Below are 24160 nucleotides of genomic sequence, written 5' to 3' on the forward strand. Positions count from 1 at the left end.
GGGGCGGACGGCCGGGGGGTGGTCGGCGAGATGGGCAGGTCGCGGGTTTCGTACTCGTCCACCGTGACATCGGGGGCACTCACGACAGGACCTCCTCTTGCACGTCGTCGGTTTCGGGTTCGGGGATCGGTTCGGCCGGGGTGCCGGTGAGCGAGAGGAACACATCGTCGAGGGTCGGGCGCACCACGTTCGCGTCGAGGACGCACACTCCGGCGTCGTCGAGGCGGCGCAGCGCTTCGACCATCGTGCGTGAGCCGTTGCCCACCACCACCGACACCTCGTCGCTACCGGGTTCGTGGATGGGTTCGCCGACGCCGACCTGCTGCAGGACCTGCACCGCGGGCCACGGACTCTGTCCCGCGGCGAGGGTGACCGTGAGCCGGTCGCCGCCGATCGAGCTCTTGAGTTCGTCGGCGGAACCGCGGGCGATCACCGTGCCCTTGTCGATCACGGTGATCCGGTCGGCGAGCAGGTCGGCCTCTTCGAGGTACTGGGTGGTGAGCAGGACGGTGGTGCCGTCGTCGACGAGATCACCGATCACCTGCCACATGTCGAGGCGCCCGCGCGGGTCAAGGCCCGTGGTCGGTTCGTCGAGCACCACCACCGGCGGCCGCGCCACCAACGCACCGGCCAGGTCGAGTCGACGCGCCATGCCACCGGAGTAGGTTCCCGCTCGCCTGCCCGCCGCGTGGTCGAGCCCGAACGCGGTGAGCAGTTCCTCCACGCGGGCGACGGATTGCTTGCGCCCCATGCCGTACAGACGCGCCACCATCCGCAGGTTCTCGTAGCCGGTCAGATTGGCGTCGACCGCCGCGTACTGGCCGGACAACCCGATTCTGGTGCGCGCGGTCGCCGGGTCGGCCAGCACGTCGATACCGGCGACGCGCACCGAACCGGCATCGGGTCGCAACAGCGTGGTGACGATCCGCACGGTGGTGGTCTTGCCCGCGCCGTTGGGCCCGAGCAGGCCCAGCACGGTACCCGCCGGGATCTCCAGGTCGATTTCCTTCAGTACGCGCACCTTGCCGTAACTCTTGGCAAGACCGCGCACTTCTACCGCGAGGCTCACGGTCGCATCTCCTTCTGGCCGCCGCCGCATACGGTGATCTCCGGGACGGCGTCGAGGTGGCGATGCAGCACGGGGCCGATCGCCGCCAACGATTCCGGGGTGGTCATCGCCGCGTGCCTGCAGGGCAGGTCGTGGTTGTGGATGTTGCCGGTGACGAACGGCTGCCAGGCCTGCGCGCACCGGCTCGGGTCGGCGGCGTTGATCTCGTCCGCCGCGGCGGTGAAGAACACGAGGTCACCGTCGAAGGTGCGCGGCCGGAACCGGTTGGCCATGACGGTGCCGTCGGCATACCCGGTGTAGAGGCGTTGCAGGTGGTCCACCGAGAGCGCGGCGAACGGGCCCGCCTGCGCCCGTAGCAGATCCGCCGCTTCGTGCAGGTCGAGGTCGGCGGGCAACGGTGCGCCGTCGACCACATCGGCGCCGAACTCGCCGAGGATGTCGGCGACGCTGGGCATCGAGGTGTCGAGCCAGCGGTCGCCGAGTTGGTAGCTGTCCATCATCGCCAGGAGCGCGACGTCTTCGCCCGCGTCCTGCAACTGCACGGCGATCTCCTGCGCGATCAAGCCGCCGAGCGACCAGCCGAGCAGGTGGTAGGGACCGTGCGGCTGGATCGACTTGATGTGGGCCACATAGTGTCCGGCGGCTTCGGGAATCGAGGTGAAGCCGTCGTCGCCGGACACGTGCGGTGCCTGCAGGCCGTACACCGGGCGCTGCGGGGCGAGATGAGCGAGCAGTCCGGCGTAGCACCAGGCCAGACCGATCGCCGGATGCACGCAGAACAGCGGGGTGTCGTGCGGGCTGGTGGACGGGCGGATGGCCAGCACCGGGCTGGTGGCCGCTTCGATCACCGCCGCCGGGTCGACGCCGTCGAGCTTGGCCGCGATCGCCGCCGGGGTGGCGTCGCCGAACATCATCTGCACCGGCATCTCGTAGCCCTGCTCGCGCAGTGCGGCAACGACTTTGGTGGCCAGCAGGGAGTTGCCGCCCAGTTCGAAGAACCCGTCGTCGACGCCGACCCGCTCGACCCCGAGCACCTCGGTGAACACCGCGCACAGCGCCCTCTCGGCCGCGGTCACCGGCGCACGGTAACCACCCGACGCGGTGAACACCGGCTCGGGCAGCCGAGCGCGATCGAGCTTGCCGACCGGACTCAGCGGCACCTCGTCGAGCAGCATGATCGCTTGCGGGACCATGTAGTTGGGCACGTGCCCGGCGACGTGCTCGAGCAGGTCGGGCACGCTCGGCGCCGACCCGTTGCGCGCCTTCACATACGAGACCAGGGCGGTGACCCCGGCCTGCGTGGTGTGACCGATGGTGAGCGCGAGCTCGACATCGGCGTGGCGGGCGAACGCGACGTCGATCTCGCCGAGTTCGATCCGGAAACCGCGGACCTTCACCTGATGGTCGGTGCGGCCGACGTATTCCACAGCCAGTGCCGACTCCGCGCTGTCCCGCCAGCGCACCAGGTCGCCCGTGCGGTACATCCGTGCGCCCGGTGCACCGTAGGGATCGGCGACGAACCGCTGGGCAGTGAGACCCGGGCGGTTGAGGTAGCCGCGGGCCAAGGCCGCGCCCGCCAACTGCAATTCGCCGGTGACACCGATGGGTGTCGGATGCAGTCGCCGGTCCAGCACGCTGGCCGCGACTCCCCGGATCGGCCCACCGATGGTGATCGGCCCCCGCGGGCTCATCGGCTGCGGCATCAGCGTGACGATGGTCGTCTCGGTGGGGCCGTACACGTTGTAGAAGTTGCGTCCCGGCGCCCAGCGGGCGAGCAGTTCCGGCGGTAGCGCTTCACCACCGGTGAGCACGTGGGCCAGCGAGTGCACGCCCGTCGGGTCGACGGTGCCGAGCGCGGCGGTGGTGATGAACGCGTGGGTGATCCGTTCCCGGATGAACACCTGCCGCAGGTCCTCGCCGCCGACCACCCCGGCCGGGGAGATCACCAGCGTCGCCGCACCGCCGAGCGCGAACAGGATGTCGAGCATGGCGGCGTCGAAGCTCGGGGTGGCGAAGTGCAGCACCCGGCTGCCGGGCCGCACATCGAAACGGTCGGCGGTCTCGGCGGCGAAGTTCGACAGGCCGCCGTGGGTGACGACGACGCCCTTCGGCGTGCCGGTGGAGCCCGAGGTGTAGATCACGTACGCCGGATTGTGCAGGCGCAGTGGGCGAAGACGGTCGGCGTCGGTGATCGGCGAGTCGTCGGTGCCCAGCACGGTGGCCCGGGTCTGCGGGTCGTCCAGGACCAGCCAACGGGTGTCGGTGGGCAGCCGATCGCGGTGGGCGAGCAACGTCAAACCCAGTGCGGCGGCGGAATCGGTGAGCATGTGACTGATCCGCTGGGGTGGGTAGTTCGGGTCGACGGGCACGAACGCGGCCCCGGCCTTGGCGACGGCCAACATGGTCGCCACCGACTCCACCGAGCGCGGAATGCCGAGTGCCACGAGGGTTTCCGGCCCCACGCCCTGGCTGATGAGCACGCGGGCGAGCCGGTTGGTCCACCGGTCGAGCGCGTCGTAGGTGACGACCGTGTCGCCGGCGCACAGCGCGACCCCGTCGCGGGAACGAGCGACGGCCGCACCGAAGACCGCGGGCAGGGTCGTCGGCGGCTCGGCGCGGGTGCCGTGTACCGGTGCCAGCGCGGTCCACTCGACCGCGTCGAGCAGCGCCAGGTCGCCCACCGCGGTGTTCGGATCGGCGGCCACGGCGGTGAGCAGCCGGACCAGGCGGTCGCCGAGCCTGCGTGCGGTGACCTCCTCGAACAGGTCGGCCGCGTAGTTCACCGACAGGTTGATGCCGTCGCCCACCCGCTCGTCGGTCTGGGTTTCGGTGAAGGTGAACTGCAGGTCGAACTTGGCGATGCCGGCGTCGGCGTCGACCGCTTCGATCCGCAGGCCGGGCAGCTCCAGCATCCGCACGGGAGTGTTGCGCACCGACAGCATCACCTGGAACAGCGGGTGATGTGCCTGTGAGCGCGCCGGATTGACCACTTCGACGAGCCGTTCGAAAGGCAGGTCGGCATTGGCGAACGCGTCGAGGTCCCCGTCGCGGACGGTGCGCAACAGGTCGATGAACGCGCGCTCGTCGGCCACCTCGGTGCGCAGCACCAGGGTGTTGACGAACATGCCGATCATCGCGTCGAGCGCGGGATGCCCACGGCCCGCGCTGGCGGTGCCCACGGCGATGTCCTCGGTGCCGGTGACCCGATGCAGCAGGACCGCCAGTGCCGCGTGCAGCACCATGAACATGCTGACGTTGTTCGCGGTGGCGATACCGCGCAACGCGCGATGGGTTGCCGCGTCGACCGTGCAGTCGACGGTGCCGCCCCGGTAGGAAGGCACCGGCGGGCGCGACCGATCGGCGGGCACGGTGAGCAGTTCGGGCAGACCGTCGAGCACGCCGCGCCAGTGATCGAGCTGCTTGCTGATCAGCGAGTCCGGATCGTCTTCGGTGCCGAGCAGTTCCTGCTGCCACAGGGTGTAGTCGGCGTACTGGATCTGCGGGATCTGTTCGCCGAACGGTTCACCGGTCTGTAGGCCCCGGTAGGCGGCGGCCACTTCGGCGGCGAGAGGTTCGAGCGACCAGCCGTCCATCGCGATGTGGTGCACGACCAGCACCAGTACGTGCTCGGTCGACCGCGCGACGGCGTATTTGGCCTTGGCGGGCACCGCCTGCCCGGTGTGGTCGACGCTGATCAGCGCCGCCCGCATCGGCACCGAGGACGACAGATCGAAGCCCGGGGTGACGAAACGGGTCACGGCGGTGTCGACCTCGCTCGCGGTCGCCGTCGCGTGGAACAGCGTGACGGCGGCGATGGCCGGGTCGAGCACCAACTGCTCGGGCTCCCCCGAGCTTTCCGGGAACACCGTGCGCAGCGTCTCGTGCCGACGTTGCACCGTGTGCAAAGCGGCAATGAGTGCATCGAGATCGACGGTGCCGTGCAGGCGCAGCACCACCGGGATGTTGTAGGCGCCGGCCGACTGGCCTTCGCCGTCGGCGCCCGCGTTGAATCGGTTGAGGAACCACAGCCTGCGCTGCGCCGCCGACAGCGGGATCCGCTCCGGCCGGGGTCGGGCCACCAGGTCCGGCCGGTTCTCGTCACCGCACGGCCCGGATTCGATGAGCGCGGCGAGTTCTTCGACGGTCGGCGTCGCGAACACGGTGCGCACTTCCAGGCGCACATTGCTCACGGCGGCCAGGCGGGCCACCAGCTGGGTGGCCAACAGCGAGTTGCCGCCGATGTCGAAGAAGCTGTCGGTGGCGCACACCGCGCTCGCCCCGACCAGATCCTCGAACACCCGCGCGACCGTCCGCTCGGCGTCGGTCTGCGGCGCCCGGCCCGCGGTGGCGGTGAATTCCGGTTCCGGCAGCGCGGTGCGGTCCAGCTTGCCGACCGGTGTGAGCGGCACCCGATCGATCAGGTTCAGCGACGCCGGAACCATGTGCCCGGCCAGCCGGACCATGGCGTGGCGTTTCACCTCGGCCAGTTCGGCCGGGTCGATGCCCTCGTTCAGCTGGATCCAGGCGACGATCCGGTCGTCGCCCGCGATCCGCCGGACCTCGGTGTGCGCGAAGCGGACCTCGGGATGGCTACCGAGGACGGCGCTGATCTCGCCCAGTTCGATTCGGAAGCCACGCACCTTGACCTGGTGGTCGCTGCGGCCGAGGTAGTCGATCTCACCGCCCGCGGTCCAGCGCACGACGTCGCCGGTGCGGTACATCCGGCTGCCCGCCGGGCCGTACGGGTCGGCGATGAAGCGTCCCGCGGTCAGGCCGTAGCGCTCGTGATAGCCCTGGGCGATGCCCGCGCCACCGATGTAGAGCTCACCCGGAACACCGGTGGCGACCGGTCGCAGGCGTTCGTCGAGCACGAGTGCGCGTGAACCGCGCACCGGCGTTCCGATGGCCACCGGGACACCCACCCGCAGCTCCGACATCGCCGCGATGACGGTGAACTCGGTGGGCCCGTAGGCGTTGACGAACCGTCGGCCCGGCGCCCAGTTCTCCACCAGGTCCGGCGGCACCGCTTCGCCGCCGGCCATCAGACCGCGCAACATCGGCAGCGGCCAGCGGGTGGCATCGATCGAGGCCAGCACCGCCGGGGTCAGGAAGGTGTGGGTGATCTGCTCGCGTTCGAGCAGTGCCCCGAGTTCGTCGCCGCCGTAGATGTCGATCGGGCCGATCACCATCTCGGCGCCCGAGTAGACGGCGAGGAGCATATCGAGGACGGACACGTCGAAACTGGGCGTGGAGAAGAAGAACGTTCGGGAGAACCGGTCCAGGCCCATGCGTTCACGCAGGTCGAGCGCGAGGCTGGTGAGGCCACCGTGGGTGACGGTCACGCCCTTGGGCAGGCCGGTGGAACCGGACGTGTAGATCTGATAGGCCAGGTCGGCGGTGTGCACCGGACGGATGCGCTCGGCGTCGGAGATCCGAACGCCCTCGTAGCCGGCCAGTTCCGCGTTCAGCTCCTCGTCGTCCATCAGCAGCCACTGGGTGTCGAGCGGTCCCGCGGCCTCGCGCAGGGCATCCGCGTCGGCGCGGGCAGTGATCACCGCGCGGGCGCCCGAGTCGGTGAGCATGTGCCGCACCCGGTCGGCCGGGTAGCGCGGGTCGACGGGGACGAACGCGGCGCCGCTGGCCGCGACACCGAAGATGGCCAGGGCGCAGTCCAGTGACCGGGTCAGGCCGACGGCGACACGGTCGCCGGTGCCGATGCCACGCGCGATCAGCGCCCGTCCGAGCCGGTGTGCTCGATTCGCGACGTCGACATAGTCGAGCTCGCCCACCTCCCCGGCGACGCTGCCGTCGGCGAACCAGCGCAGCGCGGGCCGGTGCGGGTACTTCGTCGCGGCACCGTCGAGGATGTCGGCCAAGATGACCGGCGTGACCGCGGCGGGTCCCTGTGCGGGGACGTGGTCACGATGTTCGAGCACGGTGAGCGGGTCCAGATCGCACACCAGTCGCCGTGGGTCGGCACTCACCTGGGTGAGGATCCGTACGAACCGATCGGCCATGGTCTCGACGGTGGCGGCGTCGAACAGTTCGGTGGCGTAGACGAATTCGAAGCGCAGCCCGTTCTCGTCGGCGGGCGCCACCCGCAGTTCCAGGTCGAACTTGGCCAGGGCGATGTCGAGCTCTTGCGCGGACAGCCGCAGTCCGGGCAGCGCCAATTCGGGTGTGCGGTTGTTCTGCATGCTCAGCGCCACCTGGAACAGCGGGTGGCGGTTGCTCGCTCGGCTCTCCCGGCCGAGTGCGTCGACGACCCGTTCGAACGGCACGTCGGCGTGGGCGAGGGCAGCCAGTTCGGCGTCGCGGTCGGCGTGCAGCAGTTCGGTGAAGCTGCGTCCGGGGTCGACGTCGGAGCGCAGCACCAGGGTGTTGACGAACATGCCGACGAGGTCGTCGAGCTGGATGTCGGTACGCCCGGCCACCGGGGTGCCGATCGGGATGTCACGTCCGCCGGTGACGCTGCGCAACAGCACGGACAGGGCGGAGCGCACGACCATGAACAGGCTCACGCCGGTTTCGCTCGCAAGCTCGTCCAGTGCTTGTTGTAGCGGTACCGAGACCTGGCAGGTCACGGTGCCCGCCGTCCCCGTCGGTTCGACGGGGCGGGGCCGGTCGAACGGCAGTGGTAACTCGTCGGGCAGTTCGGCCAGGGTCTCGCGCCAGAACGCGAGCTGGGTGGCGGCGATGCTCTCCGGATCGTCCTCGGTCCCGAGGACCGTGCGCTGCCACAGGCTGAAGTCGGCGTACTGCACGGGCAGCGGCGCTCGCTCGGGTGCCGCGCCCTCGGTCCGCGCCACGTAGGACAGGGCGAGGTCGCGGGTCAGCGGGCCGAGCGACCAACCGTCGGCGGCGATGTGGTGCACGACAACGCCGAGCAGGTGCTCGTCGGATGCGGTGCGGTGCAACGACACTCGCAACGGCGTCTGCCGGGTGAGGTCGAATCCCTGTCGGGCCAGCGTTGTCAGCGCCGTGCGCGCCCGCTCCGGTTCGGTGTCGACGACCTCGATCGCCGGCACGGCCTGCGCGAGCGGCAGGACCACCTGCTGGGCACCCGAGAGATCTTCGGGGAAGACCGTACGCAGGACTTCGTGGCGCTCGACCAGGTCGGTGACGGCCGCCCGCAGCGCCTCGACGTCCAGATCTCCGCCGATTCGCAAGACGAACGCGATGTTGTAGGCGCTCGATTCGGGGGACAATCGGTTCAGGAACCACAGCCGTTGCTGCGGCAGCGACAGTGGTAGGCGTCCCGGGCGCGGGGTGTGTACCGCCAGCGCCACCCGCTGCGTCCGGGGCGCTTCCGTGATCAACCCAGCGATGCCTGCCACGGTCGGGGCCTCGAAGATCTGCCGGACCGGCAGGTCCACCTCGAAGTCGGCGTGCAGCGCCGCGGCGAGCCGGGTGGCCAGCAGCGAGTTGCCGCCGATGTCGAAGAAGCTGTCCTCCGCGCCGGGGATCGGGCGGCCGAGAATCTCGGTGAAGACCGCGGCCACCCGCATCTCGAGGTGCGTGCGCGGCGCCCGCGATCCACCGCTGACCACGAATTCCGGTGCGGGCAGCGCCTTTCGGTCCAGTTTGCCCGCCGGGGTGACCGGCATCGCGTCGAGCACCGCCAGCGCGGCGGGCACCATGTAGCCGGGCAGCCTGCCGCGGGCGATCTCGAGCAGGGCCGCCGGGTCGATCGGGCCGTCGGCGGTGACATAGGACGCGAGCCGCTGCTGTCCCTGCTCGTCGACATGGACGACGGTCAGCGCCGACCGCACACTCGGGTGCTCACGCAGCACGTGATCGATTTCGCGCAGTTCGATGCGGAAACCACGAATCTTGATCTGGTCGTCGGCGCGGCCGAGGAAACGCAGTCGGCCCGTCTGGTCGGCGACCACGAGATCGCCGGTGCGATACATCCTTTCGCCGACTCGCCCGTGCGGATTGGCGACGAATCGCTGCGCGGTGAGGCCCGACTTGCCGAGGTACCCGCGGGCCAGACCGGGCCCGGAGACGTAGAGCTCGCCCGGTGTTCCCGGCGGCACCGGATTCATCCTGGCGTCGAGCACGAACAACCGCATGCCGCGCACGGGGGCGCCCAGCGGCACCGGCTCCCCCGGCACCATGGCCGCGCTCGCGGTGACCGCGACGGTGGCCTCGGAGGGGCCGTACATGTTGTGCATCCGGTACTTCGTGGCCCACGCCTCGACGAGCTCGTCCGAGCAAGCCTCGCCACCGACGATGACCGTGCCGAGGGCCGGGAAGTCGCCCGTGGGCACGGTGGCCAACGCGGCCGGGGTGATGAAGGCGTGGGTGATGCGTTCCGAGCGCAGGAAACCGGCCAGTTCGGCGCCGCCGTAGAGATCGGCCGGAGCGACCACGATCGTCGCGCCCGCGGCGAATCCGAGCAGCAGTTCGAGTACCGAGGCGTCGAAGCTGGGCGAGGAGAAGTGCATGGTGCGCGCGTGGTCGGTCACCTTGAACAGCTGGGTCTGTTCGCTGGCCAGTGAGGCGATACCCGCGTGGGTGACCACGACGGCCTTGGGTGTGCCGGTCGAGCCCGAGGTGTAGATGAGATACGCGGGCTGACCCGCCCGCATCGGACGCCTGCGATCGGCGTCGGAGAGCGGGGTGGCCGAGCGGATGGCGCAGTCGGCCTCGAAATCAGCCGTCCCGAACACCATCCAGTCCGGTGCCCGCCGGTGCTTTCCGGTGGCGGAGGGCAGGGCGGCGAGGTGCTCGGGCAGGGTGAGCCCGAGCGTGGCACCGGAGTCACCGACCATGTGCGCGATGCGCTCGGCTGGGTAGGCGGGGTCGACGGGCACGTAGGCGGCACCGGTTTTGGCCACCGCCCAGATGGCGATGATCGATTCGAGACTGCGCGGCAGCGCCACGGCGACCACCGATTCGGGCGCGGCACCGTGCGCGATGAGGCTGCGCGCCAACTGGTTCGAGCGTTCGTCGAGTTCACGGTAGGTGGTGTCGAAGCCGAGATAGCGCACCGCCACCGAGTCGGGCAGGCGTTGTGCGGTGTCGCCGAGCAGCCGGGCCAGGGTGCCCGCCGGTTCGGCGGGCGCACCGGCCACCGGCACCAGCCTGGCGATCTCCCTGCGGTCGAGGATGTCGTGATCACCGAGCGCCGTGACGGGTGCCGAGACGGCGGCGGCGAGCAGTGTGGTGAATCGCCGGGCGATGGACTCCACCGTGGCGCGATCGAAAACGTCGGTGGCGAAACCGAATTCGGCGTGCAGTGGTCCGTCGTCGTGGTTGTCGCGGACCTCGAGCTGCAGGTCGAACTTCGCGACGCCGACCTCGATCGGCACCAGTTCCGCTGTGACACCGGGCAGTTCGATGCGTAGCTCGGGGGTGCGGTCGTAGGACAGCATCACCTGGAACAGCGGATGCCTGGTGGTCGAGCGATCGGGGTTGACCAGTTCCACGAGCCGTTCGAACGGCACATCGGGGTTGGCGAAGGCATCGAGGTCGGTTTCGCGGACCAGATCGAGCATGCGGTCGAAGCCCGCGCCGAGGTCGACTTCGGTACGCAACACCAGGGTGTTGACGAACATGCCGACCAGCTCGTCGAGCGCCGGATCGGACCGGCCCGCGATGGGCGTGCCGATGGTGACATCGGTACCAGCGCACAGCCGGGCCAGCAGGGTGGCCAGCGTCGCGTGCAGCACCATGAACATGCTCACGCCGCGGCTGGTCGCGAGTTCGGCTGCGGCACGCCGTGTTTCGGCATCGATGACGAACTCGACGGTGTCCCCGCCGGTGCCGCGTTGCTGTGGTCGCGGCCGGTCGAAGGGCAGGTCGAGCTGATCTGGCAGCCCGGCCAACGTGCCGCGCCAGTGCCCGAGCTGTCGCGCGATGGGCGCTTCGGGGTCGGTTTCCTCACCGAGCAGTTCCCGCTGCCACATCGCGAAATCGGCGTACTGCACCGGCAGCCCCGCCCACTGCGGTTCGGCCCCGCCCGCGCGCGCCGACACCGCGACCATCAGGTCCCTGGCCAGCGGGGCGACCGACCAGCCGTCACCGCTGATGTGGTGCAGCACCACGAGCAGCAGGTGTTCGCGCGCGCCGACCCGGTACAGCGCGACCCGCAGCGGCGTCTCGGTCCGCAGATCGAAACCGCGCCCGGCCACCTGGGCGGCCAAGGCGGTGATCTCCTCGGCGGCCACGTCGATCGGCACGAGTTCGGGTTCCACCCCGGCCGCGTGATGGATGAGCTGGTACGGGCCGTCGGGTCCTTCGGGGAAACTGGTGCGCAAGCTCTCGTGGCGGTCGAGCACGTCACGCAGACCCGCGCGCAACGCGTCGAGGTCGAGATGGCCGGTGAGGCGCAGGGCCAGGGGCATGTTGTAGGCAGCGGCGTGTTCGGCGAACCGGTTGAGGATCCACAGCCGCTGCTGGGCCAGCGACAGCGGAACCCGTTCGGGCCTGCGCACGGGAACCAGTTTCGGCGTCGACGTCTCGGATCGGTGGGTGCTGATGTAGCCGGCCAGCGCGGCGATGGTGGGCGCCTCGAACATTTCCCGGATGGTGACGTTCGCGTCGAGGGTGGTGTTGATCCGGGCGACCGCGCGGGCGGCGATCAGGGAATTGCCACCGAGGTCGAAGAAGCTGTCCTCGACGCCGATCGCGGTGCCGTCCAGGGCGAGCACCTCGGTGAAGATCTCCGCGAGTGCGCATTCCAGGTCGGTCTGCGGTGCGGCGGCACCGGTGGTGACCCGCACACCCACCTCCGGCGCGGGCAGCGCTTTGCGATCGACCTTGCCGTTGGCGCTCAACGGCAGTTCGTCGAGCACGACCAGCGCCGAGGGCACCATGTAGGACGGCAGACTCCGGCGCAGCGCCGAGAGCAGGGCGGTGGGATCGGGAGCCGATGTCTGCGGCGCGGCGACCACATACGCGACGAGTTCGTCGTCACCGGTGCGGCCGCTGCGGGCCACACAGACCGCACGGGCGATGCCTGCCTGGGCGAGGAGCGCGGACTCGATCTCGCCGAGTTCGATGCGCAGTCCGCGGATCTTCACCTGGAAGTCGGTGCGGCCCAGGTATTCCAGGACACCGCCGGCGATCTGCCAGCGCGCCAGGTCACCGGTGCGGTACATGCGCTGCCCCGGGGTGAAGGGGTTGGCGACGAACCGGTCGGCGCTCAGGTCGGGACGCCCCAGGTAGCCGCGGGCCAGCTGCACGCCGGCCAGGTACAGCTCACCGACGACGCCGGGTGGCGCCGGTCGCAACTGCGGGTCGAGCACGTAGGTCTGGGTGTTCCACACCGGCGAACCGATCGGCACCGTCGTCGCGTCGGCGGGACACGGCCAGTAGGTGACGTCGACCGCGGCCTCGGTGGGCCCGTAGAGATTGTGCAGCTCCGGGCCGCCGTCGGGACCGTGCAGCGCCGCATGGAATGCGGCGACGGTGGCGCCGGGCAGCGCCTCACCACTGCAGAACACCCGTCGCAGTCCCGCGCCCCCGCGCACCCGCGGGTCGGTGACGAACAGCGACAGCATCGACGGCACGAAGTGCGCTGTGGTGATGGACTTTTCGGTGATGACCCGAGCGAGATAGGCCGGGTCGCGATGCCCTTCGGGAGCGGCGACAACCAGGCGCGCACCGACCTGCAGCGGCCAGAAGAACTCCCAGACCGACACGTCGAAGGTGGCCGGGGTCTTCTGCAGGACCGCGTCGGTGTGATCGAGGGGGTATTCGGCCTGCATCCAGCGCAACCGGTTCACGATCGCGGCATGGGTGACGCCGACGCCCTTGGGTTTACCCGTGGAGCCGGAGGTGAAGATGACGTAGGCGAGATGATCGGGCCGCAGCGGCGTGCGTCGGTCGGCATCGGTGATCGGCGCGACGTCGTTGCCGCTGACGTCGACGGTGTCCAGATCGATCCGAACCGTGCCCGCCGGCAGGCGGACCCCGTCGCGGTCGGCGGTGAGCACACACACCGGCTGCGCCTGCGCCACCACCGCGTCGATGCGATCGACCGGATGATCGGGATCCAGCGGCAGGTAGGCGGCGCCGGTCGCGAGCACCGCGTAGATTCCGACCACCAGGTCGATACTGCGGTGCAGGCACACGCCGACGGTGGTCTCCGGGCCCGCGCCACGCGCGATGAGATCGCGCGCCAGCTGGTTCACCCGGTCACCGAGCTCGGTGTATCCGAGTGTGCGGTCACCGAATTCGAGACCGATGGCGTGCGGGCTACGGCGCACCTGATCCTCGAACAGCGAGACCAGGGTCGCGGTCTGCACCGACATCTCGGTGGTGTTCCACTCCCGCAGCACCCGATCGTTCTCGTCGGCGGTGATCGCGGTGAGCGCGTAAGTGGGGGTGGTCGGCTCGGCGGCCAGGAAGCGCGCGAGGAAGTCGAGGTAGCGGGAGTGGTGGGCGGCGTTCTCGGTCTCGCCGTAGAGCTTGGGGTTGGCCTCGAAGTCGAGTTGGATGCGGCCGCCGTCGCCGTTGTAGATGTTGATCGAGAGGTCTTCGACGGGTCCGGTGGCGAGAACGTTCAGCTGACCGGCGATGTCGTCGAACTTCAGCTCGTCGTGGAACAGCATGATGTTGACCATCGGCCCGAAGAATCCGCGCGCGTCACGGGAGTAGCCACAGTCGCGACGGATGTCGTCGGAGCGGTAGCGCTGGTGGCGCAGGGCGCCGGTGATCTGCAGTTCGGTCTGGCGCACCACGTCGGCGACGGTGGTGTGCTCGTCGAACCGTAGCCGCAGCGGCACCACGTTCGACACCACGCCCGCCGACCGGCGCAGCGCGACGGTCGTGCGAGCCGAAACCGGAAGACTCAGTACGACATCCGGGTCGCCGGTGACCGAGCGGACGTAGGCGGCGAGCGCGGCGACGATGAGTGCGGAGTTCGCCGACCCGTGCGTGGCGATCGCGTCGGTGAGCAGGGTGTCGAGATCGGTGTCGAGCACCGCGGTGGCGCGGTGACGCCCCGCGTCGTGGGTGTCGCCCGCGGCGATGACCGACGACAGTGTCATCGGCTCGCCCACGCCGGCGAGCTGTTCCATCCAGTACTCGCGGTCGGCGCGGAACCGGCTGGACTCGCGGTAGCGGGATTCGTCGGCGTAGAGGTCGACGAGCGCGGCGGCGCGGGAGACCGACGGTTCGCGCTGCTCGCCGATGGCGGTGTAGATCTCGGCGGTGCGGGACAGGGCGTTCATCGCACCGTAACCGTCGATAACGATGTGGTGTCCGCGCTCGTACCAGAACCATTCCCGGTCACCGACCCGCAACACCACATTGATGGTGAGCGGTTCGCGCTCCATGTCGATCGGGGTGCTGGCGTGGTTGTTCATCCAGGCCAGCGCGGCGGCCCGTGGGTCGGCTTCACCGCGCAGGTCGATCCGAGCCCAACCGGGACGCCAGGTCGGGTCCACTCGCTGGTGGGGTACGCCGTCGATCTCGAGTAGGCGGACGTGTCCCACCTGGGATTCCGCGCCGTAGCGTTCGACCGCGTACAACAACCTGCCGACATCGAGGTCACCGTGCAGTTCGACGTAATGAGCGATGGTGAGCGGAATGTCGGGCCGGATCCGTTGCGCGTACCACAGTGCTGTCTGACCGGGCGAGAGGGCGAACGGTTGGCCCGGGTCCTCGTCGGTGATGCTCGAGCTGACGTGGTCGGTGGCCAAAGAACTCATCAAGCACTCCGTTTCTGCCTTGTGTCACAACTCCCCGAGCAGCGCCCGGGCACACGTCGGCCCAGGGCGTGGCTAATCCACGCCCATGATTCGGAGTACTACGGCGGCCGGATGGCTACCAATGTGGATTTATTTCGAGCTCAACGGATTACACCCCTGCAACAGCAACTCAATGCCGCTTCCCCCCGGTTAAAACAAACCGCTTATTCAGAATTGTCCGAACTCCGCACAGGCTGCGTCGGATTCGCTCCGCGACGTCGGACAAATAGCAATCCAACACCAATCGCGGTCAGGATAACGGAAGCGAGTTCGGGCCACGCCCCGATTCGAGTAGCGATTGTCATCGTGTCGCGCAAAGGTAGCTGGGCCACCAGCGCGGCGGGGACGACCTGCTCGGTGTGCTGCCTGAGCACACCGTCTGCGGTGATGATGCCACTCACGCCGGTGGTTGCTGAGACCACGAGCGCCCGCCCGTGTTCGACCGCCCGCACCCGTGACATGGCCAGCTGCTGGTAGGTCATCTCGCTCTCGCCGAAGGTGGCGTTGTTGGTGGGCACCGTCAGCAATTGGGCGCCGGCGGCGAGGGATTCCCGAAATGCCCGATCGAACGCGACCTCATAGCAGGTGGCCACACCGATCGGTATCCCGGCCGCCGTGACCGTTCCGTCACCATTACCCGGCACGAAATAGCCCGCGCGGTCGGCGTAGGAAGAGAACACACGGAAGAAACTCCGCATCGGCAGATATTCGCCGAACGGCTGGATGATCTTCTTGTCGTGGCGCTCCCCCGGGCCCGCCGCACCGTTCCACACGATCACCGAGTTGGTGGTCGTGCGGTCACCGTTCACCAGGACTGCGCCGACCAGGATCGGGGCACCGATCTTCACCGAGGCATCGGTGATCTCGGCAGCGGCGTCGGCATTGCGCAGTGGATCTATATCGGAGGAGTTCTCGGGCCAGATCACGATGTCGGGCCGCATGGCCTGACCGCGGGTGACGGCGTCGGCCAACTCCTCGGTGCGCCGGACGTGGTTGTCCAGCACAGCGCGGCGCTGGGCGTTGAAGTCGAGCCCGAGCCGCGGCACACTGCCCTGGATGGCGGCAACCGTGATCGTCCGGATGCCTGCGTCCGGGGCGGGCAGTGTCGGCCGCAGGATCACTCCGGCCAGGGGCATGATAGCCACGGCCACCGCCGCGGTGGCAAATCCGGTGCGCGCGGCGCGGGTGTTCGCGCGCGGCGCGGGGGTGTTCACCCAGGCGAGCAGGCGCAGCGTCAGGGCCGCGAGTCCGGTGCCGGTGAGCGCCACGCCGAAGCCGACCAGCGGCGCACCGCCGTACGCCGCCAGCGGTAGGTACCAGCCATCGGCTTGGCCGAATGCGATACGACCCCAGGGGAATCCGCCGAACGGCACGTTCGACCTCGCCCATTCCGTGGCGGTCCACGCCAGCGCGAGCCACACGGGCCACCCCGGCAGCGCGCTCGACACCCGGGCGAGCACACCCCACATTCCGAAGAACACCGCGCAGGCAGTCGAGAGCGCCAGCCACGGCACCGGACCCACATAGATCCCGGTCCACGGCAGCAGCGGCACGAAGAACGCCAGCCCGCCGAGCATCCCGTAACCGAACCCGCCGCGCAGCTTGCCCGGCCCGCGTACCGCCAGGGTGAGCAGGGCGACGGCCACCGGCGCGAGGAACCAGAACGGACGGGGTGGAAAGCTGCCGAACAGCAACAGCCCACCCGCGAGGGCCGCGAGCACCCGCAGTGCCGTCGGGGAGAACCGAGAGGATGCGGCGTCGGGCCGGTTCACACCGGGATCCACCGCGGGGGCTGACGGCGGCTCGGCCGAGGAGTCGGTGCGGTTACCCGTCGCGGGGTCGAACATGGTGTGTCGCTCCGTGATTCGTCGCTGGCGGCGGGGTCAGGCGGTGTAGATCGTGGTGCCGTTGTGCACGGTGCGCAGGCACGTGGGGAGTTCGGCGCCGGGATCGAGGCGCGGAAGGCCGGGAACCCGGGAGCGGGGGTCGGTGGACCAGCGCTGGACGGTGTCGGCCGCCGCGGCCACGACGAGCTCGCCCGCGTCCCAGAGGGCGTAGGAGGCGGGGGCGCCGGGCACCAGGGTTCCGGCCATACCGTCGCGCACGCCGCCCGCGCGCCAGGCACCGCGGGTGGCGGCGGCGAAGGCGGCACGCGGGGACAGCCCGTGACCGGGGGTGCGGTGGTGAACGGCCGCGCGCACCTGTTCCCACGGGTTCATGGCGGTGACGGGCGCGTCGGAGCCGATGGCGAGGGAGATGCCCGCCGCCGCCATCGCCGAGAACGGATTGAGCCCGGCGGCGCGCTCGGAGCCGAGTCGGTGCGCGTACATGCCGTCGGGTCCGCCCCAGGCGGCGTCGAAGCCCGGCTGCACGGACGCGATCACGCCGAACGCGGCGAGTTGGGCGATGGCGGCGGCGTCGGTCATCTCCGCGTGCTCGACCCGATGCCCGCGTGCGGCGATCACCGGACCACCGAGTTCGGCTGCGACACGGGCGAATCCGGCGACGACGGTGTCCACCGCGGCGTCACCGATCGCGTGGAAACCCGCCTGGATTCCGGCCTCGGTGCACGCGCGGATATGCGCGGTGACCGTGTCTTCGTCGAGAAAGCCCTGCCCGCAGCCCGCCGTGTCGGCGTAGGGCTCGCGCAGCAACGCGGTATGCGAGCCGAGCGAGCCGTCCACGAACAAGTCGCCACCGAGTGCGTGTACGCCGAGTTCGTCGATCAGCGCGCGGGCCTGTTCCGCGGTACGTACGGCCTGACCCCAGTAAGCCCGCACGCCGACGCCGTGTTCGAAATCGAGGAGTTCGCGAATGTCGTCGCGGCCGGAGATCTCGGGGCCCGCGCATTCGTGAACAGCCACGATGCCGTGTGCTGCCGCCGCGTCGAGGGCCGCCTCGCGTGCCGAATCACGCTGGGCGCGGGTGAGTTCCGCGAGTGCGGTGGTCCGCACCCGGTGGTGGGCGTCGGCACGCAGCAGTTCGCCACGCCGACAACCCTCGCCGAGGTCACCCGCCGCGTCGAGCAGTGCCGACGAGGCGACAGCGGAATGTGCGTCGACGCGCGCGAGGTAGACCAGCCTGCCCGGACCGACGGCCTCGTCGAGTTCGGCGGCCGTCGGCGGGCGCTGTTCGGGCCAGGCGGTGTCGTCCCATCCTTCGCCGATGATCACCCCGTCCGGCTGCCGCTCGGCGTGCGCGCGCACCGTCGCGAGCAGTTCGGCCAGCGATCCGGCGCCACTGACGTCGAGCCCGTTCAATTGCAGCCCCAGCGCGGTGACGTGCACGTGCGGGTCGACGAACGCCGGCGCCACGAACGCACCGTCGAGGTCGATGATTTCCGCGTCGGCGTGCATCGCGCGCCCGGGCGCCTCGGCACCCAGCCACACCACGGTGCCGTCGGTGACGGCCATCGCGGTCGCGTCCGGGGAGCTGGAACTGTAGAAACGACCGCCGATCAGCAACTGGGTACTCACGGTGCCAGTCTGCCGTATCGACGGATCACGACCTCGGCAGGGACAGCGTCAGGTCGGTGGCGACAGTGTCAGGTCGGCAGCGACAGCGCGGCGCGCACTTCGGCGTCGCCGAACCCGGCGGGATTTCGTCCGCCCGCCTCCACGGCGATCAGTTCCAACCGCCATGCGGCGGTGGTGAAGTCCGACATCGACTGTCCGGCAGCGGCGCTCGCTCTGCGCACCGCGTCGGCCAGTTCCTCGCTCACCGTGACGGTGATCTGCTCGGTGGCCATGCCGGTACTGTAGACCCTTCGCCGCCGAGCGCGGGCGTGTCGGTGCGAACCGTCGCGAATCAGGCGGAGCCGAGCGCGCGCGGCCCCGTGGTGTGACCGTCGTCGTACCACTGCCCGACCACCGTGCCGTCGACCACATCGCCGTCGGCATCGACGACCATCCCGCGATACGGCGACGGCGCGAACGAGGGCAGCGGGCCGAAGCGTCGGGTACCGAGCTTCTCCAGCGCCGGTCGCAGCAGCGCCCGGGTCGGCGGGAACAGCGCGAGCAGGCCGACGAGTCCGGTGACCAGGCCCGGCACGAACAGCAGCACCGATCCGGTGGCGACGATCACCCCGTCGGCGACCGCGCTCTCGGCGCTCACCTCACCGCGCGAGGCCCGGCGGAATCGGTCGAACACCCGCCTGCCCTGGCGGCCGAGCAACACCAGACCCACGCCTGACACCGCGACGAGCACGACCAGCGCCCAGCCGATACCGATCAACTGGGCGAGACCGATGAGGGCGGCGATCTCGACGACGAGGTAGAGCACGAACAGCAGGGCGGTCATGGCGATCCTTTCGGACGATCTGTCCCTTCAACGCACGAGCACTCGATTTTTCTCCCGAGCGGGTCGACGCGCTCAGGCACCGGGCCGCACCAGTCCGGTTTCGTAGGCCAGCACCACCGCCTGCACCCGATCACGCAAGCCGAGTTTGGTCAGCACCCGGCCGACATGTGTCTTCACGGTCGCCTCCGACAGGAACAGCGCGGCGGCGATCTCGGCATTGGAGCGACCGACCGCGATCTGTTCGAGCACCTCGCGTTCGCGCGCGGTGAGCACATCGAGGATCTTCGGGTCGCGCAGACTCGTCGGGTCCTCGGCGACGAGCCGGTCCAGCAGTCGCTTGGTGACCTTGGGCGAGACCACCGCGTCACCGGCGGCGACGCTGCGGATGGCCGAGACGAGGTCCTCGGGCGGGGTGTCCTTGAGCAGGAACCCACTCGCGCCGGCGCGCAAGGCTCCGAGCGCGTGTTCGTCGAGGTCGAAGGTGGTCATCACGAGCACGCGCACGCCCTCCCCCGCCGCCACGATCCGCGCGGTGGCGGTCACGCCGTCGACAACCGGCATCCGCACGTCCATCAGCACCACATCGGGACGCAGTTCGCTCGCCCGCCGCACCGCCTCGTCCCCGTTGCCCGCTTCGCCGATCACGTCGATGTCGGGGTGCGCGCCGAGCACCATCTTCAGGCCCATCCGCATGAGTTCCTGATCGTCCACCACGAGCACGCTGATCGGCATTGCCCCACCCTAACGGCACCGTCGCGCGGCGTTGCCCCGCGTTTCGCGCAGGGCCGCAGCGGGATCAGTCCGATTCGGTGCGCAACGGAAGGTCGGCCCGTACCCGCCATCGGCCGTCGTCGAGCCTGCTCGCGCTCATGGTGCCGCCGAGCACCGCGACCCGTTCCCGCATCCCGACCAGGCCCATCCCCGCGCCGGGAATCTCGGCCACCGCGCTCATCTGCGCGGGAACGCCGCCGCTGTCGGTGACTTCGACGAGGATGTCCTCGTCGCGCCGGTGTACCCGGACCACCGCCTTCGGCTCCGCCCCCGCGTGGCGCAGGGTGTTGGTGAGCGATTCCTGCACGATGCGGTGCACGCCGAGGCTCACCTCGGGGGCGATGTCGTCGAGTTCACCGGTCAGTTCCAGGTCCACGGCCAGACCCGCCTCGCGCATCATCTGCGCCAGCTTCGCGATGCCGGCGCTGCCGTGTTGGGGCAGCAGTTCCGGTGCGTGCTCGGTGCGCAGCAGGGCGACGGTGCGACGCAGTTCGCGCAGGGCGTCGCGACCGGTGCCGGCGATGGTGGCGAGCGCGCGTTCGGCGGTGTCGGGGTCTTGGCGCAAGGCGTATTTGGCGCCGTCGGCCTGCACGATGATCACGCTCACCGCGTGCGCGACCACATCGTGGAGTTCGCGGGCGATGCGGGTGCGTTCGGCGGCGACCGCGTCGTGCGCGCGACGTTCCTTGTCGTAGTCGGCGACCGCGAGCCGGGCCGCGACCTCGGAGTCGTAGGCGTGCCGGGCGCCGTTGAACTCGGCCAGCGTCCAGCACAGCGCGTAGACGAGCCCGGCCATCGCCAGGTCACCGCCCGACGGCATGTCGAGCAGGGAGACCGACAACACCATGTCGAGCGCGAGGAAGGCGAGGTAGAGCAGACCCTCACGGCGCCCGACGTAGGCGACGAGCGTGTAGAGCATCACCCCGAGCCCGATCAGCGCGACGTGGTCGGCGGCCTGATCGTCGATCAGGTAGGCGATCAGGGTGCTCAGCAACGACAACACCAGCATCGCCGCCGCCACCGACCGCGGGTACACCCGCCGCAGGATCAGCGGCAGCGGCAGAATCACCGAGAAGATCAGGTAGACGACCTTGTTGTTCTCGTCACCCACGCCGAGGGCGTCGAGGAACAGGAGCAATCCCGCGAGAATCGAGTCGGCGACGATGGGTCGTCCGCGTAGCCACAGGCTGAACCGGCGCACGGGGCCCAGCGTAGCCCGGTTGGCTTTCCGGCCGTGATCTTGATTGCCTGGACAGGTGCAACTCGGAGACTGGGCGGTCCTACTGGTGGCCGCGGCGGCGGCGGGCTGGGTCGACGCCGTGGTCGGCGGCGGCGGTCTGATCATTCTGCCGACACTGTTGCTCGTCGTCCCCGGCATCACACCGCAGTCGGCGCTCGGCACCAACAAGCTCGCCGCCCTGGCGGGCACCGCGACCGCGGTGGCGACCTTCGCGCGCAAGGTGCCGATGCATTGGAAGGTGCTGCTGCCCGGTGCGGTGATCGCCGCGATCACGGCCGCGTGCGGCGCGGCGGCGGTATCGCTGATCGACCGCGACCTGTTCATCCCGCTGGTGATGGTGGTGCTCGTCGCGGTGGCGGTGTTCGTGACCGTGCGCCCCTCGGTCGGCCTGACGATGGCCACCCATCCGCCGACGCGGCGCAAGGTGATCCTGGTGGTCGGCCTCGCGTCCGGCCTGATCGGCCTCTACGACGGCCTGCTCGGCCCGGGCACCGGCACCTTCCTGATCATCACCTTCGCGACGCTGCTCGGCACCGAGTTCGTGCGGGCGGCGGCGATGGCGAAGGTGATCAACTGCGGGTCGAACGTGGGCGCGCTGCTGTTCCTCGGTGCGACCGGCCACATCCTGTGGGGTCTCGGCGCGGCCATGGCGGTGGCGAATGTGCTCGGCGCCCTGGTCGGTTCGCGGATGGCGCTGGCCAGGGGCGCCGGGTTCGTCCGGGTCGTGTTGCTCGTCGTCGTGGTCGTGATGGTGATCCGGTTGGGCTGGCAGCAGTTCGGCTAGTGCACCGGTTCGGGTGGCACGGAGGCGGCGAGCCAGGGCTGCAGGACCCGCGAGGTGGTCTCGTGGATCTTGCGATGCAGCCGTTCACCGTCGTCGACGCCGTGCTGGGGCTGTTGGAACAGCACCGTCAACGCGCCGGAGACTGCGCCGACCACGGCACCGACCAGCGCCGCGGCGCCGACCTCGTCGAGTTCGTGGGGGAACGCGATGTGCAACTGGTGCGCGATCTCGCGTTGCGCGAGCAGTTGCGCGTGCGCGGCGCGACCGCTCACCGAGGGGACGGTCCGGGAGACCCGCGCGCGCAACGCCGCCACGCGCGAACTCACATCGTCGACGAGGTGTTCGCCGGGGTTGTCGCCCGCGGCCCGCAAGGCGCGCAGCAACACCTCCACCGGTCGCTCGCCGGGCCGCCGCGTGGCGATGGCGGCGACAGCCGCGCGCACCCGTTCGTCGGGCTCGGGGAAGAGTAGATCTTCCTTGCTCGCGAAGTAGTTGAAGAAGGTCCGGGTTCCGACCTCGGCGTCGGCCGCGATGTCGGCAACGGTCGTCTCCTCATAGCCTCTGGCCTCGAACAATTCGACGGCGGCCACGAGGATCGCACGTCGGGTTCGTTCCCTTTTTCGATCGCGCAGGGCAGATGGCGGCACGGCGGGCACCCTACGGCATTTTCGGCACCGCTCGCGGGAGGAGGCGGAGTCCGCGCGTCACGCCGAAGGGCTTCTGGCACACATGTGTCGGTGGTACCGGTTAGCGTGGGACCGGTGAGTACCACGACTTCCAGAGATGTGGACGAGGAGTTCCGCGGGCTCGGTCTCGCCACCCTGGCCGAGGCCGCGCTGTCGGCGGCCCGCGCGGCCGGTGCCGAGCATGCCGATCTGCGCGTGCAGCGGTTGGTGACGCAGTCGATCCGGCTGCGCGACGGTCGCGTCGAAGCGGTCACCGACGCCACCGAGCTGGGCCTGGCGGTGCGCGTGATCGTCGACGGCACCTGGGGTTTCGCCTCGCACGCCGCGCTCACACCCGAGATCGCCGCCGAGGTCGCGCGCCGCGCGGTGACCGTGGCGAGGGCGTTGCGCTCGCTGAATCGGGAGCGGGTCGAACTCGCCGACGAACCACGCTACGACGACGTCTCGTGGGTCTCGGCCTACGACCTCGACCCGTTCGCGGTGCCGACAGCCGACAAAGTGGCGCTGCTGCAGGACTATTCGGAGCGACTGTCCGCCGCCGACGGTGTCGACCACGTCACGGCCTCGGTCCTGCAGGTCAAAGAGCAGACGTACTACGCCGACACCGCGGGTTCGTCGATCACCCAGCAGCGGGTGCGCTTGCACCCACAGTTGGAGGCGGTCACCGTCGATTCCGCGTCCGGGGTGTTCGAGACGATGCGCACCCTCGCCGCACCGGCGGGCCGCGGCTGGGAGTACGTCACCGGCGCCGACCGAACATGGGACTGGACGGGCGAACTCGCGCGGATTCCCGGTTGGCTGGCCGAGAAGGTGAAGGCGCCCAGTGTTGTCGCGGGCCCCACCGATCTGGTGATCGACCCGACCAACCTGTGGTTGACGATCCACGAGTCCATCGGCCACGCCACCGAGTACGACCGCGCGATCGGCTACGAATCCGCGTATGCGGGAACCTCGTTCGCGACGCCCGATCAGCTCGGCACGCTGCGGTACGGCACGCCGATCATGCACGTCACCGGTGACCGCACCCAGGTCAACGGCTTGAGCACCGTCGGTTACGACGACGAGGGTGTAGCGGGCCAGCAGTGGGACCTGGTGCGCGACGGAATCCTGGTCGGCTACCAGCTGGACCGGGTTTTCGCCCCGCGCCTCGGCCTCGAGCGCTCCAACGGTTGCTCGTATGCCGATTCGCCGCACCACGTTCCGATCCAGCGCATGGCGAACGTGTCGTTGCAGCCCGACCACGACCACGACACCAGCACCGCCGACCTGATCTCCCGGGTGCAGGACGGCATCTACATCATGGGCGACAAGTCCTGGTCGATCGATATGCAGCGCTACAACTTCCAGTTCACCGGCCAACGATTCTTCCGGATTCGCAACGGCGAGTTGGACGGGCAACTGCGCGATGTCGCCTACCAGGCGACGACCACCGATTTCTGGGGGTCGATGGAAGCGATCGGCGGGCCGAGCACCTGGCAGCTCGGCGGCGCGTTCAACTGCGGTAAGGCACAGCCCGGTCAGGTGGCGGCGGTGAGCCACGGCTGTCCGTCTGTGCTGGTGCGCGGGGTCAACATTCTCAATACCCGGACGGAGGGCGGTCAGTGAACG

11 protein-coding genes are annotated in these 24160 nt (G+C 69.7%); 2 read left to right on the plus strand and 9 right to left on the minus strand.

Features of this window, described 5'->3' with window-relative positions; genetic code table 11:
- Positions 1-79: 79 nt before the first annotated feature.
- From ACFWUR_RS03120 to ACFWUR_RS03155, 8 genes are all read right to left on the minus strand, one after another.
- Positions 80-1069 carry an ATP-binding cassette domain-containing protein gene (locus ACFWUR_RS03120; RefSeq protein ID WP_378901058.1) on the minus strand — a complete coding sequence of 330 codons (990 nt, stop codon included), beginning with the start codon at positions 1067-1069 and terminating at the stop codon, positions 80-82.
- A complete protein-coding gene (locus ACFWUR_RS03125; protein ID WP_378901061.1) occupies positions 1066-14733 on the minus strand; it encodes an amino acid adenylation domain-containing protein in 13668 nt (4555 codons plus the stop codon). The genes ACFWUR_RS03120 and ACFWUR_RS03125 overlap by 4 nt, the downstream gene beginning before the upstream one ends.
- A gap of 203 nt (positions 14734-14936) precedes the next feature.
- Positions 14937-16619, minus strand: coding sequence for an apolipoprotein N-acyltransferase (gene lnt / locus ACFWUR_RS03130; RefSeq protein ID WP_378901064.1), 1683 nt, complete (start codon positions 16617-16619; stop codon positions 14937-14939).
- A gap of 36 nt (positions 16620-16655) precedes the next feature.
- Positions 16656-18248 (minus strand): amidohydrolase, encoded by a 1593-nt coding sequence (locus tag ACFWUR_RS03135; protein WP_378901067.1) that lies wholly within the window; start codon positions 18246-18248, stop codon positions 16656-16658.
- 68 nt (positions 18249-18316) lie between these two features.
- A complete protein-coding gene (locus ACFWUR_RS03140; RefSeq protein WP_378901070.1) occupies positions 18317-18520 on the minus strand; it encodes a hypothetical protein in 204 nt (67 codons plus the stop codon).
- Between the two features lie 59 nt (positions 18521-18579).
- On the minus strand, positions 18580-19071 hold the full coding sequence (locus ACFWUR_RS03145; protein WP_378901073.1) for an FxsA family protein: 492 nt from the start codon (positions 19069-19071) through the stop codon (positions 18580-18582).
- 72 nt (positions 19072-19143) lie between these two features.
- A complete protein-coding gene (locus tag ACFWUR_RS03150) occupies positions 19144-19803 on the minus strand; it encodes a response regulator (protein ID WP_378901075.1) in 660 nt (219 codons plus the stop codon).
- Positions 19804-19867: 64 nt separating this feature from the next.
- Positions 19868-21043 carry a sensor histidine kinase gene (locus ACFWUR_RS03155; protein ID WP_378901078.1) on the minus strand — a complete coding sequence of 392 codons (1176 nt, stop codon included), beginning with the start codon at positions 21041-21043 and terminating at the stop codon, positions 19868-19870.
- Between the two features lie 55 nt (positions 21044-21098).
- Here ACFWUR_RS03155 and ACFWUR_RS03160 point away from each other — a divergent pair, with 55 nt between their 5' ends.
- On the plus strand, positions 21099-21866 hold the full coding sequence (locus ACFWUR_RS03160) for a TSUP family transporter (protein WP_378901080.1): 768 nt from the start codon (positions 21099-21101) through the stop codon (positions 21864-21866).
- Here ACFWUR_RS03160 and ACFWUR_RS03165 read toward each other — a convergent pair.
- On the minus strand, positions 21863-22513 hold the full coding sequence (locus ACFWUR_RS03165) for a TetR/AcrR family transcriptional regulator (RefSeq protein WP_378901082.1): 651 nt from the start codon (positions 22511-22513) through the stop codon (positions 21863-21865). The genes ACFWUR_RS03160 and ACFWUR_RS03165 overlap by 4 nt on opposite strands.
- A gap of 114 nt (positions 22514-22627) precedes the next feature.
- On the opposite strand from ACFWUR_RS03165, the gene ACFWUR_RS03170 reads away from it, so the two are divergent.
- On the plus strand, positions 22628-24157 hold the full coding sequence (locus ACFWUR_RS03170; RefSeq protein ID WP_378901084.1) for a TldD/PmbA family protein: 1530 nt from the start codon (positions 22628-22630) through the stop codon (positions 24155-24157).
- Positions 24158-24160 lie beyond the last annotated feature (3 nt).

This window comes from Nocardia sp. NPDC058633 (genome assembly GCF_042717045.1).
Lineage (GTDB): Bacteria > Actinomycetota > Actinomycetes > Mycobacteriales > Mycobacteriaceae > Nocardia.